Genomic DNA, 15,004 nt, shown 5'->3' with positions numbered 1-15,004 from the left:
ATTCCTTGATATGAATCAGTGCATTTGCCAGAATGGCTGTTACTTCTCCGGTGGTACTTCCTGCTGACACAGACCTCGTATGAACGGTTCTTGGTGAAGGAGAATGCGGTCTTTCAGAGTTTTCATGTTGGATGTTTTATTGAATGTTATTGTTTTCCTCTTCTGTTTCTTCTTGAATGGTGTCTTTGGGCAGCAATCTTGGAGAAATGCGTTTCTTGGGAGTGAGGCTCATGCCTTTCAGCATTTCGGCTTGGCGCACTACGCTGCCGTTACCGTCCGAGAGCTGGTTGAAGGCTTTGTCGTAATCCCTTTGCAGACTGGCCAACCGGTCGCCGATACCGAGGAAGGTATCGGTAAAGCCTGCAATCTTTTCATATAAGATGGTGCCGCGCTTGATGATGGCCTGCACATTCTTTACCTGGTTCTCCTTCTTCCAAAGGTCGAGCGAGAGGCGCAGGGCACTAATCAGGTTGGTGGGGCTCATCAGTACCACCTTTTTGTTGTAGGCATATTCCCAGAGGTGGGCATCACTTTGGATGGCGAGGAGGTAGGCACCTTCGGTGGGGATGAACATCATAACGAAATCCGGTGATTGGGCGTCATAATGCGAGTAGTCTTTATGGCTGAGCTCGTCGATATGGGCGCGGACGGATTGCAGGTGTGCTTTCAGGAAGTGTGCCTGCTCCTCCTTGCTTTCGGCAGAGGTGTAGGCAGCATAGGCAGTCAGCGACACTTTGGAGTCGATAATCATTTCCCGTTCGTCGGGGTACTTCACGATGATGTCGGGCTGCATCTTCTGCCCGCTTTCCTCGTTGATGATGGCTTCGCCCCGTTCGTCTTTTAGAAACTCCTGGCGGAAGTAGTGTTCGCCTTCAATCAGTCCGGAGGCTTGCAACAGACGTTCCAGAATCATTTCGCCCCAGTTGCCTTGCATTTTGGAGTCTCCTTTCAGGGCACGGGTCAAGTTGTTGGCATCTTCGCTGAGGCGGTTGTTCAGCTCCATCAGTTCCTTGATGCGTTCACCCAGCGAGAAGCGTTCTTTGGCTTCGGTGCTGTATACTTGTTCCACCTTTTGGCGGAAGTCCTTCAGGTTATCGCCCAGCGGGCGGAGCAGATTGCCCAGGTGTTCGGTATTCAGCCTGGTAAAGTCTTCGGCTTTGCTCTGGAAGATACGGTTGGAGAGATTCTCGAACTCGGTGTTCATGCGCTTGTGCAACGCTTCGGCTTCTTCCTTCTGCAGCTTCAATAATTCTATTTCCTTCTTTGTCCCGCTGATTTCTGCCCTCAGTGCGGCAGACTTGCGGTCTGCCGCCAGATAGCCGACTACGGTTCCGATGATTATCCCTATAATCAGTAATACTATCTCCATAGGTGTTTTGAAGTGTCCGCCTTATTGTGTCAATATTTCGTTTCCGTCTTCAGTAATCAGGATTTGGCTTTCCCATTGGGCAGAAGGCAGTCCGTCGTCTGTGCAGACGGTCCATCCGTCGGCTTCGTCGATAAAGACTTCGTAGCTTCCCATGTTAATCATCGGTTCGATGGTGAACGTCATGCCCGGCACTATCAGCATGCCCGTACCACGTTTGCCGAAGTGTTCCACATCCGGTTCTTCGTGGAACTTGACGCCGCAGCCATGTCCGCAGAGGTCGCGTACCACGCTGTATCCGTTCTTTTCCGCATGCTCCTGGATGGCGGCGCCTACGTCACCGAGGCGTGCCCAGGGCTGTGCGGTCTGTATGCCTATGTCACGGCATTCTTTGGTGACCTGTACCAGTCTCTGCATGTCGGGGCTGACTTCGCCAATCATGAACATGCGTGATGCGTCGGCAAAGTAACCTTTGTAAATGGTGGATACATCGACATTTACAATATCACCGCTTTTCAGGAATTCCCTGGTGCTGGGAATGCCGTGGCACACTACATCGTTGATGCTGGTACACACACTTTTGGGGAAGCCTTCGTACATGAAGGGGGCGGGGATGGCGTCGTGGTCTGTGGTGAAGCAATACACCATATGGTCAATTTCAGCTGTGGACATGCCTTCGCGAATGTTCTCGGAGAGATAATCCAGCAGGGCAGTGTTGATTTTAGCGCTTGCGCGGATACCGGCCAACTGCTCCTCGGTGCGGAGTGCGCTTCGCATCGGCAGTTTATATCCTTCTTTCTTATAATGTTGAATTTTGGCTTCTACTTCGTCGGAATAGTTTTTAGGAGTAAACCGGACTCCTTTCATGAACTTTTTCATTGTCTTTTCTTTTTTATGAGACTGCAAAAATACACAATAATGCAAGTGCTTGTACTATCAAGAGCCGAAAAAACATTCGTTTTCTTTATCCCGATACCAGCTTAGAGGATATTCACCACTTCTATTTCGCTTCTTGAACTGTCTATCCTCCGTACTTGTATCTGGGTCTTTATGCGCTCTTTCAGTCCTTCCACGTGACTGATGATGCCTACCTTCTTGCCGCCCATCTGGTGCAGTTTTTCCAATGTGTCCATCACGGTGTTCAGGTAGTCGCTGCTCAGTGTGCCGAAACCTTCGTCGATGAACAGTGTGTCTACCGAGAGGCTCTGGCGGCTGAGGGAAGAAAGTCCGAGGGCAAGTGACAGAGATACTAGGAAGCTTTCGCCGCCCGATAAGGTGCATGCCGGACGTGCCGCACCTCCTTGATGGAAGTCGCGCAGCAGGATGGTGAGCGAACCGGCCTGGCATTCCAGTTCGTAGCGGTCGGTCAAGCGTTGCAGATAGAAATTGGCGCCTGCCAGCAGTTCTTTTAAGACGAAGCTCTGGGCTATGTTGCGGAAGTTCTTTCCCCGTTCGTCACCGAAGTGGTGGCAGAGGCGGTCCCACTTCAGATACTCTTCGCGTAGCCGGTCGGCACGTTCCTTTTCTTCCTTTATCCGGTCGATGTTGCGAGTGTTTTCTTCCAGGCGTAACTTCTGCTGGCCGATGGATTGGTTGCCGGCGGTTATCTTTTCTTCGAGATTTGCGATGAGTGCATCCAGGGTTTCGAAGTTCTCGTTTTCTTCTATTTCGGGCTTCCGGCCGATGTGCTCTTCCATTTGTTCGGTGGCCAGATGAAAGGCGGTCGATGCAGCTACTTCTTCCTCTTTAAGTGTCTGCAATGAGGCACGTAATGCTTCTATCCGGGAGCCGGACCAAGCGGATAGGACGGTGATACGCTCCTCGTCGAGAGTGGGGTTGGCGGCATAGAACCCGGTTAAATCCTTTTGCAGCCTTGCCATTTGTTCTGCGGTGGAGGATATGCTTTGTTTCAGTCCGCTTGCTTGTGTATTCAGATTATTCCAGGCAATCCCCAGGTCCTTGATTTCCATTTCCTGTGTTGCTGCAGGTGCGTTGCGCCAGTCGGGGAATGCGGCATCGATGCTTTCCTTGTTGATGTTTATCCCTTCCAGCTCTTTGTGGATAAGGGCAATGGCGGATTTCAGTTCTCTTTGTTTTTCCTGCGCCAGCCGGTAGTTGCGCGTAGCTTGCGTCAGGCGGTCAATAAAGGAGAGGGGGGAGTTCTCCCATTCCGTGTTCCATCCTTCCCAGAGGATGTGGGGAGTGACGCGGTCCATGGTGGCACGTATGTTCTCCTTTTCGTTGGCGGTGAGCGACTCGTAATTGACGATGCTGTTTTTCAGCTCATTCAGCACTCTGTCGGCAGAGTTGAAGGCTTGGCGTGCAGCGTCCACATGTTTTTGGCATTCGTCCTTTTGCCGTTGCAGAGCTATGATTTGTGCGCTGAGCTTTTGAACTTCCGTGAGCTTTTCGTTCAGTTTGTCTGCTTCCAGCTTGTTCTCTTCCAGTAGCTTCTTCAGGGTTTCGCCGGTGGTTGTGGAGAGGCCGATGCCGTTGCATTGGGCGCATTTGGCTTGCGCGTCAGTACGGGCAAGGTTGTAGCTCCGGAGTGCTCTTGCTGTGGACTGACGGGCATTCTCTGCCAGCGTTCCGTAGGTCTTGGATTCTGTCCGGTTGTTGTTCAATGCCTGCTCGGCTTCCTTGTATTCTTTCTCTTTTGTTTCCAGGGAGGTGCGTATGGGAGCAAGGACAGACTGGAAATCTTCATCTTTGCAAAGCGATTTTATTTCTTGTCCGCACACGGGGCAAGTATCTCCGACGGCAAGCCGGGAGCGTGCTTCCTTTGCCCACTCTTCTACGGCTTCCTTTTGCTTGTCGTAGAGGGTGCGGATGTCATCATAACTTGTTTTCTTGCTGTCGAATGCCGTTTGCAGGAGGACGTATTGCTTTTGGCACGCCTCCACTTTGGCGTTCAAAGCCTTTTCGTTTTCCTTTGCCTCGTTCAGTGTCCTTTCCGTTTCAGCCAGTAAAGACAAGGCGCTCAAGGCTTGTAGCAGGTTCTCCCGTCCGGCATCGAGTTTGTTTTTCTTGTCTTGCAGGGCAGGGCGGTCCATGGTTTCAAGCTGCTTGTTCCGGAGGTTTATTTCGTTTTGCAATGTATGGTTCTCTTGTTCTTTCCGGGTGAGGGCAGCTTCCTTGTCGGTACGCTCCTTGACTTTTACGGGTTGTTGCGCGGCAAGTCTTTCAAGGTACGCGTTGTAGGTGCCGATGCGTGTTTGGGCATCGAGTGCGGATTTCAGGCCGGTAATGATGGATTGGCTTTGCTCGAACATGGGCAGTAAGGGCGAATGCTCTTGCAAATACTTCTCGGCACGATGCAGCTTGTCTTCTTGCTCTTTCAGGAAACCGCATAGCCACTTGCTTCCTCCGTCCAGCCGGGCAAAGGATGCTCTCAGTATCCCGGCTTGTGCATGGTTCTGTTGTTGCTGCTGTTGCTGCTGTTTCAAGGTAGAGAGCCAGTTGCGGGCATCGGCGGTGGCGTTCCATTCCTTAATCAGCAGTTCTTTCTGTTTGAATTCGTCCGATTGCAGTTGCGCTTGCTTTCCTTCCCACATCTTCTTTTGCTGTTCACGGGTGAGGAGGAGTTCGGAGTATTTCTTCAGCCATTCCCGTTTTGCGAGGACGATGGTTTTCTGCTCATTGGCTTCCTTGACTCCGGCATTTTGCGTGGCTATGGCTTCCTTGATTGTGGCGACTTCTTCTTCTGTCAGGATGTGGATGCCTTCCAGCTTCCGGTTCTGGTTTTCGTATTCCGTCCGTCTTTCCTTGGTGGCGGCATATATTTCGGCACCTATTTCGGAGTAGATACTTGTACCGGTCAGCTTTTCCAGAATATCCGATTTTTCGCTTTCCTTGCTTTGCAGGAACTTGGTGAAGTCGCCTTGCGCCAGCATGGTGGTGCGGCAGAATTGTTCGAAGGTCAATCCCACTGCAGCTTGTATTTCTGCCTTTATCTCGTTCTTTTTGTTGAGCTGTGCGCCGCTTTTCTTGTTTTCCAGTGTCCAGCGCACATCCTGCACAGCTCCTGAAATCTTGCGGTGTGCCCGTGCCACGTACCATCGGGCGGTGTAGGGCGTTTCGTTCGAGCCGGTAAACTCCAGCTCCGTCCATGCTTCACTGGTGTTACGGCGCATCAGTTGCCGGCTGTCGTTGATGGCAACATCTTCCTTTTTGGCAGAGAAAGTCTGGCTCAGGTCTTTGTATTTTTCGTTCTCGGCATGGTCCATGCGAGGTGTTTCGTTGTAGAGTGCCAGGCAGATGGCGTCGAGAATGGTTGTCTTCCCTGCACCCGTCTCGCCGCAGATAAGGAAGAGGGATTCTTCGCTCAGCGGTCCGTTCTCAAAGTCGATGACGGCATCTTCTATGGAGGCAAGGTTCTTTATGGTCAGTTTCTGGAGTTTCATGTTCCGGACAAATGATTAGGAGTTGTTCTTGCTTTTCACTTTTTGCACGACAGTCTCCATCAGCTGGCAAAGTTCTGTGTCCATCTCTTCTCCTTCGGTTTCTCGGTAGTAGAGTCTGGCTATTTCCAGGGGAGACATTTCTTGCATCTCTTGGATGGAGATATGCTTGTTTCCGTTAGTGTCGGCCTGCCGCTCCCGGGTGGTCTTGATGTAGCAATATTTGCATGCCTTGCCTTTGGCGGCGTTCGAGGCTTTTTCGTTGCAGTCGGGTGGCAGGTAGCCTTTTGTCAGTACATTCAGGCGAATATAGGCGGCTTGTTCTTCAGGATACTCTTCCAGCAACTTCAAGGCGTCTTCAAAAGGCACCGGGTCATGAGGCAGTGTGACGAGAGGGACAGGGTTTTCTATCTTCCATGTACTTATCCGTGGCTCTGCCCCTTTCTTCAACTCGATGACGGAGACGGAATGGGGATAGGTTTCATCGAAGCTGACGGGGAGGGGAGTGCCGCAATAGCGTGCGTGGTGATGACTGCCTTTGATGTCCTGCGGGCAGTGGATGTGCCCGAGGGCGAGGTAGTCGTACCCTTCTCCCATAGCGCTGAGGGGAACATACTCTATTCCGCCGATACTCTCATCGTGCCCGCTACGGTCGCTGCCTTCAATGGAGAGATGGGCCATGAGGACGACGGGAAGCTGTGCCGTATTCCGTTTCTTCACTTCGTCCAGCAGTGCCTGGAAGAAGCGTGCCTGCCGTTGGTCGCGCGGTGTTTCAGTGTCCAGCAGGGGGAAGTTTTGCGGATAGACGTGGGGCACGGCAATGACGTAGCCTATTGTCTTTTTTTCATTGTTTATCTCGATGATATGCTTGTTCAGATTCACTTCCTCGGCTGTACGTTCGATGTTTCCCACAACGTTCAAGCCGAAGTGCTGCCAGAGGCTGCTGTCTATCTCCAATTTGGAGCTGCTGTCGTGGTTTCCGGCGGTGACTACGATGGCCATTCCGGGGCAGGCTTGGTGAATGTTCAGCATGGCGTCGGTGTACATCTTCTGCGTGGCGGCAGCGGGAGAGGAGTAGTGGTAGATATCTCCGCTTACCACCATGGCGTCGGGCTGCTCTTCGGTTACTATGCGGGTGAGTTGCCGTAGGAAGGATTGCTGCTCGGCGGTGCGGTCGTAGTTGTAGAGGGTGTGTCCCAGGTGCCAGTCGCTGGTATGTAGTATTTTCATTGTTTTTGTTACTTCAATGGATGTGGGTTATGGTTTCCTTAGAATATAAATCTTGTGTGTTCCTCGTCCTTTGTAGTCGATGCCCGATTCGGGATTGGCTATCCATTCGCGCAACTCGCGGGAGGCGGCGGACTTCAATAAGCCGGTCAGTTGGCAATAGTCGGCTTGGGTCATGAAGCTGTTCTTTTCCAGGTATTTTTTTGCCCGTTCCAGCCGTTCCTGCGGAGAAAACACTTGTGAGGAGCGTTGGAATTTGTCGGTGGAACGTTTCAGGTGGCAATGGCGAGCGGTACGGTACAGTAGTTCTTTGTCCACCTTGAAATGTATGTCCTTCAGGCAGATGCTGACGGCGTTTCGCTTGGTGTCTCCTTCTTCGCCCGTCTCCCGTTCACGGTCTTGCCGCAGACCGAGGGCAGGGGTGAATACTCCTAAGTTGTCAATCTTCACGGAGTAACCTTGCCCCATTTGGTAGGCTATTTCGTCGGTGATGGCTTGCACCAGTCCGATGATGTCTCCTCGTGTGAAGGATGAGGCGTATGCTATCTTTTCGGTGATGGTTTCCAAGTCCACCTGCCCGTATAGTTTCATTCGTGGGTAGAGAATGCGTTTGCCGTCTTCTCCCGGCAGGTTCAGTTCCTGCATGTTGTATTCTGCCATGATGGTAGCGTTGTTATGAGGTTCGTTTGTTTATTGGGGCTTACAAAGTTTGTCCCAAGGTTGCGGATGTGTATGCCAAGGTTGGGGATTTCTATCCCAAGGCTTGGGATAGACAAACCAAGGGCGAAGGTAATTCTTTATCTCTATACTTGCAAACTTTACTATTAGTAGTTAGGAAGTTTTTTATTGGTAGTCGGGAAGTTTTTTGTTATAGGTTTGAGAGAGGAATTGAAAAAAACGTTATCTTTGTTACATAAGAGAAGTGCATGAATGATGAACAAAACTAAAATTAAGCGATATATGAAACATTATCCGGACTTATTATTGTTGTTTGCCTTATTGTCCGTTACCACAATGATTAAAGCACAAATATCGATAAGACCTTATAGCGAATGGGAAGCAACCCAGTTTGTTGCAGTGAACGGACATCAGCCCGAAGACTATGTAACGCCAGATAATAATTGGGAAATACTATACAATTTACGGACTCCACGTACTCAAGCCGAACTTCGTGAAATGGGTATTAAATGCTCTGATAGCCAATTATTGTTATTGGAAGTAGGTGGACTTGTCAGTAAAACAAAAGGAAAATGGAAAGCTACTATACCCATTCTCGACAAAGAACAGACCAATTCTCTAAGAAGCTTAAGTAAGGAGATTGCTGAATCCATGTATGTCAAAACAAAGGCAGACTTTATATCATTGGCACAAACTATCAGTGAAATGGGATTCAAGAACAATGTACTCTCACTTGTTTTTTCATACCTTCTGGATGGAAAAATGTGGACAAAGTTAGTCTTGTTTGAGGATGTTGACAATTATACAAGCTGGAGTGGCTGTTACTGGGTATTATACGAATCAAGAAATGGCTTTGCATGCGGTACGAATGGTTTCGGAGAACAGAATTTGATTTTGACTTATATCAATAGCGGCATTGCTCCTGACAACGACATTATGGACCATTGTGCTGATGAAATAGCACAATTCGGAAAAGTAACAGATGCCAAACTCGTTTCTCAGTTAAAACCTTATGGGCTGGTAGATGATAATGGAGATGTATTATTTCCTATTATAAAGAAACGGCAAGACCGCTTTCATCAAATAACTGAAAAATTGGTAAACTCTATCAGTGCGGAACTAAAGAATAATTGTGGCTCCTTAGCAAGCCAATATGGTATTGACAATGAAAAAGTGGCAATGGTGATGCTGTACCATGAAGTCATGTGGGATTTGGTAGATAATCTGATTCAAGATAGGATAATCTTCACTCCAGCTATTTTCAAAGATGAAGAATCGAATAAAGAACGATTGAATGAAGTCGTTTTCTTCATAGAAGGAGGATTAATGCAATAATAATTCGATAGAGAAAAGGACATTTGACTTTGAAGAGTTTTCTGTAAATGCATTTCAAGTGCATAGAAAATAGCCAATTAAAAATAAAGAATTATGTACGAATGGGCCAATGAAATGAACTGTGCCGTAACTGTATGCGACACAAAGGGAATCATCCTATATATGAACGAGAAAGCATGCCGTACGTTTGCCAAACACGGTGACCTGATAGGCAAGAATCTCTTTGATTGCCACAACCCGCAATCGCAAGCCAAGATACGCGAACTGCTGGAGACGGGGGGAGTGAATGCCTACACCATTGAGAAGAACGGTGTCAGGAAAATGATTTATCAGACGGCATGGAAGCAGGACGGAGTGGTCGGTGGCCTGGTGGAGATTTCGATGGAAATACCCGGAGAGATGCCACACTATATGAGAAAATAACAAAATGATATATGATATGAAAACACTTTCTAATTCAGAACTGACAATTAAAGTCTCCCCACATGGGGCCGAGTTATGCAGTATCTTGCATGATGGAAAAGAATATCTTTGGCAGGCAGACCCCGCTTTTTGGAAACGGCATTCTCCGGTGCTTTTTCCCATTGTAGGCAGCGTTTGGGAGAATGAATACCGCCACGAAGGCGTTTCCTACGCATTGACGCAACACGGTTTTGCCCGCGATATGGATTTTGAATTGATGCTTGAACTGGAAGATGAGGTACGCTATCGACTGGTTGACAGTGAGGAAACACGCAAGAAATATCCTTTCCCGTTTTGCCTTGAGATAGGCTATCGGATAGAGGGAAAGAAGATTGAGGTGCTTTGGAAAGTCATCAATACCGGAACACGCGAAATGCACTTCCAGATAGGGGCCCATCCGGCTTTCTATTACCCGGACTATGATACGGAGACAACGGACCGTGGATATTTCGGCTTTGATAAGACGGAAGGTTTGCACTATATCCTTATCTCCGAGAAAGGATGTGCCGCTCCGGATAAGGAATATTTGCTTGAGTTGACAGATGGCCTGCTGCCTTTGGACATACACTCCTTTGATAAAGATGCCTTGATTCTGGAAAACAGTCAAGTGAAAGAAGTTACATTATATAATAAGGAAAAGAAACCCTATCTCAGTCTGTATTTCGACACTCCGGTGGTGGGGCTGTGGTCGCCTCCGGCCAAGAATGCTCCGTTTGTCTGCATCGAGCCGTGGTACGGGCGTTGTGACAGTGCCCATTATAAAGGTGAATATAAGAATAAGGACTGGATGCAGCACTTGATACCGGGAGAAGTCTTTAATGGTGGGTATACAATTGATATAAGATAAAAAATGAAGAAGGATACTGAAAATAATTCGGTATCCTTTTTATTTGGAGAATGCAATGTCATTATCTTTGCGCCCGGTAAAAAATATAGGTTGTTTTTTTAAGGTATGAAGAAGAGTCTTATTGCATTGGCATTCGGTACATTGGGGCTGGGGATTGCCGAATTTACGATGATGGGTATTTTGCCCTATGTGGCTACTGATTTGGGAATCAGCATTCCCGTGGCCGGTCATTTCATTTCTGCGTATGCGTTGGGTGTCTGTTTTGGTGCACCCATGCTGCTCCTGGCCCGCAAACGTCCGTTGAAGCAGATTCTGCTGGTCTTGATGACATTAATGATTGTGGGTAATATTTGTGCGTCTATGGCACCCAATTATTGGGTCTTGCTGTTGGGACGTTTTGTTTCCGGACTTCCTCATGGCGCTTATTTTGGGGTGGCTTCCATTGTTGCGGGAAAATTGGCTGATAAGGGGAAAAGCTCGGAGGCGGTTTCAATTATGATAGCGGGAATGACTGTGGCCAATCTGTTTGGGGTGCCGTTGGGTACTTCGTTGAGCCATACACTGTCTTGGCGTGCCACGTTTCTGCTGGTAGGTGCCTGGGGATTGATAACATTGTACTACATTTGGCGTTGGGTACCGCAGGTCGAAGGACTGAAAGACACGGGATTTAAAGGACAGTTCCGTTTTTTGAAGAAGCCGGCGCCGTGGCTCATATTGGGAGCTACGGCTTTGGGCAACGGTGGCGTATTCTGCTGGTATAGCTACATCACCCCGTTGCTGACCGAGGTTTCCGGTTTTAGTGCGGAAAGCATTACAGCGCTGATGGTACTGGCAGGATTCGGAATGGTTGTCGGCAATCTGGTCAGTGGGCGCATGTCCGACCGGTACACTCCGGGGAAGGTCGGTACGGTGGTGCAAGGGATGATATGTGTTATTTTATTATTGATATTTTTACTCTCGCCCCATCCGTGGTGTTCGGCAATATTGATGACACTCTGTACGGCAGGTTTGTTTGCCGTCTCCAGTCCGGAGCAGGTGTTGATGATTCGTGTGGCCCCTGGAGGAGAAATGTTGGGAGGCGCTTGTGTGCAGATGGCCTTCAATTTGGGGAATGCTATCGGAGCCTATATCGGAGGTCTTGCCTTGAGTGGAGGATACCGTTATCCCGCATTGGCAGGCGTACCGTTTGCACTGATGGGATTTATTTTATTCCTTGTCTTCTACAAGAAATTCCAGGATAAGTATTAAGTGTTTCATTTTTTTTGTGTATGTTTGTCCGCAAGTATTAACTAAACTCGATAACTTATGAAGACTTTGAATTATGTGAAGATATTGCTGTTGTGTGTATTTACGATTGGGCTGGCGTCTTGTGGGGATGATGTATATTATACCATGCAGAATAGCGACGACAAATTGTGTGGGAAGACGTGGATAGAAGAATATCAGACGGAAAACAAAGATGGAGTTGAAGTGTTATGCAGTCATCAGCTGAAGTTTGCCAAGGCTGATAATTCTGGACAGGAAATCTGGGAGTATTATCGCGGAGGCGAGTCCCGTCCCTATGAAACGACTTCACGTACTTTTACTTGGAAATGGATGGATAAGTCTATGGAGGGGTTGACTCTGAATTATGGTGCCGGTGAAATCAAGTACTTTGATAATGTATGGGTGCGCGAACATTATTTATCCGGTAAACTGGATGGAGTGGTTGTTATGATGGTAGATGCTAATTATAAATAAAGTATGGCTTATGAATAATATGTTGAAATACACAAAAATGTTATTGTTGTTTGTCCTTGTATTAGGATTGACATCATGTGATAGTGAGGAAGAAACGGAATATAATCTGCCCGGTGAATGGTATACATCTGAAGAAATAGATTTCGGGGCATATACTTGGGGTAGGGGGACGATTATGACCTTTAACGCGCGCAACCAAGGTACTATTGGTTCATATGGCGACCCGAATTATTTGCTTTTCAGATGGAATTGGGTTAGTGGGGCTTACAATCTGATGGAATTGGAATTCTATGATGGTGGCAGCATGGCTTACATTGAAGGAGCCATGGCTGATTCTTATTCTTTCAGTGGTACTTGGTATAATAGCTGGAGGGAATATCAAGATAATATTCACGGACAGCCTTTTCGTATGCGTCGGCAATGACGACATGCTTATCAATAAAAAACGGAGCAAATCAATTGCTCCGTTTTTTATTGTATGTCAGCTTTTTACTTATTCTTCAAAACCAATTTCTTGAACTCTCCCGGATAAGGTGTTTCAAACCGCATCAGCTCTCCCGTGACGGGATGATAGAAACAGAGTTTGAAAGCATGCAGGGCCAAGCGTCCGATAGGATTTACGTCTTCCAGTCCATAGCGTCCGTCGCCGATAATAGGATGCCCCAAATCCTGCATGTGTACACGTATCTGGTTTTTTCGTCCCGTTTCCAGGTTCAGTTCAACAAGAGAGTATCCATTGGCTCGTTTGATGGTACGGTAATGCGTAATGGATTCTTGTCCCCCGTCATCTGTCGGACTTGAATATACATACAGTTTGCGGTCCGTCAACCAAGAAACTACGGTTCCTGCATCTTTTTCCATCTCGCCGACCACTACGGCTACGTATCGCCGGTCTGTTACAATGTCATGCCAGTTATCGCGTAGTGTACGTTGGGTCTTCTCGTCTTTGGCAAACATCATCAAGCCGGAGGTGTCACGGTCCAGGCGGTGCACGATGTGTACACGGTGCTGCTTGCCCGAGCGTTGCACGTATTCATTCAAGATGGTATAGGCGGTACGTTCCTTTTGCCGGTCAGTGTTGACGGACAGCAAACCCTGCATCTTCTCTATCACGATGATATAGGCATCCTCGTATACAATCTTCATCAGTTTATGGTTGAACTCTTTACGTCCCTTCTCACGGCTGATTTGTACTTTCATACCCGGTTTCAGGGGAAAATTGTATTGTGTAGTGATAACGCTGTCCACATATATAATGCGTTTGCTCAGCAATGATTTCAGCTTGGTGCGGCTGGCGTCCGGCATTTTAGCTGCCAGAAACTCCATGAGCTCCATCGGTTCCTTCACCATGTAGTCCGTATATTGTGTGCGGGCTCTTGCTGTAATTTTTTCTTTTGCCACGACTGGTTTTAATTTACGATTAGACAATTTACAATTTACGATTGAAAACTACTTGGACTTTCAATCTTTTAATTCCAATAATACTACGTTTTCCACATGGTGGGTGTGCGGGAACATGTCTACCGGTTGAACGGCCTTCACTTTATATTTCGCATCGAGCAGTTGCAGGTCGCGCGCCTGCGTAGCCGGATTACAGCTGACGTATACGATGCGTTTGGGTTCGGCAAACAGAATGACATCCACTACATCCTGGTGCATTCCGGCACGGGGAGGGTCGGTGATGATGACATCGGGACGGCCGTATTGGTTGATGAAGTCTTGTGTCAGCATGTCTTTCATATCTCCGGCAAAGAACAATGTATTTTTAATTCCGTTAATCTCGGCATTGACCTTGGCGTCTTCAATGGCTTCGGGCACATATTCTATGCCGATTACCTGGCGTGCGTGCTTGGATACGAAATTGGCAATGGTACCCGTGCCGGTATAAAGGTCATAAACAAGCTCGTTACCGGTCAGTCCGGCAAAGTTGCGTGCTACTTTGTAGAGGTTGTAGGCTTGTTCGGAGTTGGTCTGATAGAAAGATTTGGGACCTACCTTGAAGCGCAGTCCCTCCATTTCCTCGAAGATGTGGTCTTTTCCCTTGAAGGTGTGTACCTCGAGGTCGGTGATGGTATCGTTGCACTTATTATTAATAATGTATAGCAGGGAAGTGATTTCGGGGAATGTATCTGCTATGTATTGCAGCATTTGCTTGAACAGAGCCATTTCCTCCTCTTTCTCTATCTTGCAGATAAGGATTACCATCAGTTCGCCGGTGGTAGAGGTACGCACAATCATATTGCGTAGCATTCCTTCATGCGTACGCAGGTTGATGAAGGAATAGTTGTGCTGGTAGGCATAGTCGCGTACCGCATTGCGGATGCAGTTGGATATATCGTCCTGCAACCAGCACTTTTCTATGGCAAGCACTTTATCGAAAGCATTGGGAATATGGAAGCCTACGGCATTCATCTGTTCGTACACTACATTCTGCTGAACCTCTTCTGTCGTCAGCCAACGTTTGTTGGAAAAAGTGTACTCCAGTTTATTCCGGTAGAACTGAGTTTTTTCTGAACCTAATATCGGAGAGATTTCCGGCAATTCGATTTTGCCGATGCGGGTGAGGTTGTCCGTTACTTGTTTTTGCTTATACTTGATTTGCTCGGAATAGGGGAGAACCTGCCATTTACAACCGCCGCATACACCATAATGTTGGCAGAATGGAACTGCCCGTACTGCCGAATATTCATGGAATTTCACAGCCTCGGCTTCAGCATAATGATGCTTTTTTCTCTTAATTTGCAGGTCAACTACATCGCCGGGGACGACATATGGTACGAAAATCACCAAATCATTGACTTTTGCGATGGCTTTTCCTTCGGCAGCCACATCCGTAATTGTCACCTTCTCCAGTAGGGGAAGTTCTTTTCTCTTTCTTGCCACTTTTACACCAATCTAATAAATTCTTCGGCAAAAATAGACATTTTTTCGGGATTTCTCTCTATGAAA

13 protein-coding genes are annotated in these 15,004 nt (G+C 47.8%); 6 read left to right on the top strand and 7 right to left on the bottom strand.

Going from position 1 to position 15,004, the window contains the following annotated elements:
• Window positions 1–136: 136 nt before the first annotated feature.
• The 5 genes from DW947_RS01570 to DW947_RS01550 form a co-directional block, all read right to left on the bottom strand.
• Entirely contained in the window at window positions 137–1,369 is a 1,233-nt protein-coding gene (locus DW947_RS01570) for a DNA recombination protein RmuC (RefSeq protein ID WP_008663263.1), read from the bottom strand.
• A gap of 21 nt (window positions 1,370–1,390) precedes the next feature.
• Window positions 1,391–2,245 (bottom strand): type I methionyl aminopeptidase, encoded by an 855-nt coding sequence (map, locus tag DW947_RS01565; RefSeq protein WP_005828329.1) that lies wholly within the window; start codon window positions 2,243–2,245, stop codon window positions 1,391–1,393.
• A gap of 101 nt (window positions 2,246–2,346) precedes the next feature.
• Window positions 2,347–5,769 carry an AAA family ATPase gene (locus DW947_RS01560; protein ID WP_117866875.1) on the bottom strand — a complete coding sequence of 1,141 codons (3,423 nt, stop codon included), beginning with the start codon at window positions 5,767–5,769 and terminating at the stop codon, window positions 2,347–2,349.
• 15 nt (window positions 5,770–5,784) lie between these two features.
• Complete coding sequence (locus DW947_RS01555; RefSeq protein WP_044467953.1) at window positions 5,785–6,996, bottom strand: exonuclease SbcCD subunit D; 1,212 nt, start codon at window positions 6,994–6,996, stop codon at window positions 5,785–5,787.
• A gap of 27 nt (window positions 6,997–7,023) precedes the next feature.
• Entirely contained in the window at window positions 7,024–7,653 is a 630-nt protein-coding gene (locus DW947_RS01550) for an HU family DNA-binding protein (protein ID WP_005836463.1), read from the bottom strand.
• A gap of 270 nt (window positions 7,654–7,923) precedes the next feature.
• Here DW947_RS01550 and DW947_RS01540 point away from each other — a divergent pair, with 270 nt between their 5' ends.
• The 6 genes from DW947_RS01540 to DW947_RS01515 all read left to right on the top strand — a co-directional run bounded on the left by DW947_RS01540 (window position 7,924) and on the right by DW947_RS01515 (window position 12,479).
• Entirely contained in the window at window positions 7,924–9,006 is a 1,083-nt protein-coding gene (locus DW947_RS01540; protein WP_034523156.1) for a hypothetical protein, read from the top strand.
• Between the two features lie 93 nt (window positions 9,007–9,099).
• Window positions 9,100–9,429, top strand: coding sequence for a PAS domain-containing protein (locus tag DW947_RS01535; protein WP_035448305.1), 330 nt, complete (start codon window positions 9,100–9,102; stop codon window positions 9,427–9,429).
• A gap of 16 nt (window positions 9,430–9,445) precedes the next feature.
• Complete coding sequence (locus DW947_RS01530; protein ID WP_044468911.1) at window positions 9,446–10,315, top strand: aldose 1-epimerase family protein; 870 nt, start codon at window positions 9,446–9,448, stop codon at window positions 10,313–10,315.
• 105 nt (window positions 10,316–10,420) lie between these two features.
• Window positions 10,421–11,563, top strand: coding sequence for an MFS transporter AraJ (gene araJ / locus DW947_RS01525; RefSeq protein ID WP_117963689.1), 1,143 nt, complete (start codon window positions 10,421–10,423; stop codon window positions 11,561–11,563).
• Between the two features lie 57 nt (window positions 11,564–11,620).
• On the top strand, window positions 11,621–12,055 hold the full coding sequence (locus DW947_RS01520; RefSeq protein WP_005828348.1) for a hypothetical protein: 435 nt from the start codon (window positions 11,621–11,623) through the stop codon (window positions 12,053–12,055).
• Window positions 12,056–12,065: 10 nt separating this feature from the next.
• Window positions 12,066–12,479, top strand: coding sequence for a hypothetical protein (locus tag DW947_RS01515; protein ID WP_008663282.1), 414 nt, complete (start codon window positions 12,066–12,068; stop codon window positions 12,477–12,479).
• A gap of 65 nt (window positions 12,480–12,544) precedes the next feature.
• Here DW947_RS01515 and DW947_RS01510 read toward each other — a convergent pair whose 3' ends face one another.
• Both DW947_RS01510 and rlmD read right to left on the bottom strand, forming a co-directional pair.
• Window positions 12,545–13,456 carry an RluA family pseudouridine synthase gene (locus DW947_RS01510; RefSeq protein ID WP_008663283.1) on the bottom strand — a complete coding sequence of 304 codons (912 nt, stop codon included), beginning with the start codon at window positions 13,454–13,456 and terminating at the stop codon, window positions 12,545–12,547.
• Between the two features lie 60 nt (window positions 13,457–13,516).
• Entirely contained in the window at window positions 13,517–14,938 is a 1,422-nt protein-coding gene (rlmD, locus tag DW947_RS01505; RefSeq protein WP_057281204.1) for a 23S rRNA (uracil(1939)-C(5))-methyltransferase RlmD, read from the bottom strand.
• Between the last annotated feature and the right edge of the window lie 66 nt (window positions 14,939–15,004).

Origin of the sequence: Bacteroides sp. AM44-19, assembly GCF_003603395.1 — a bacterium.
Lineage (GTDB): Bacteria > Bacteroidota > Bacteroidia > Bacteroidales > Bacteroidaceae > Bacteroides > Bacteroides uniformis.
This window is presented reverse-complemented; position numbering and strand designations above follow the sequence as displayed.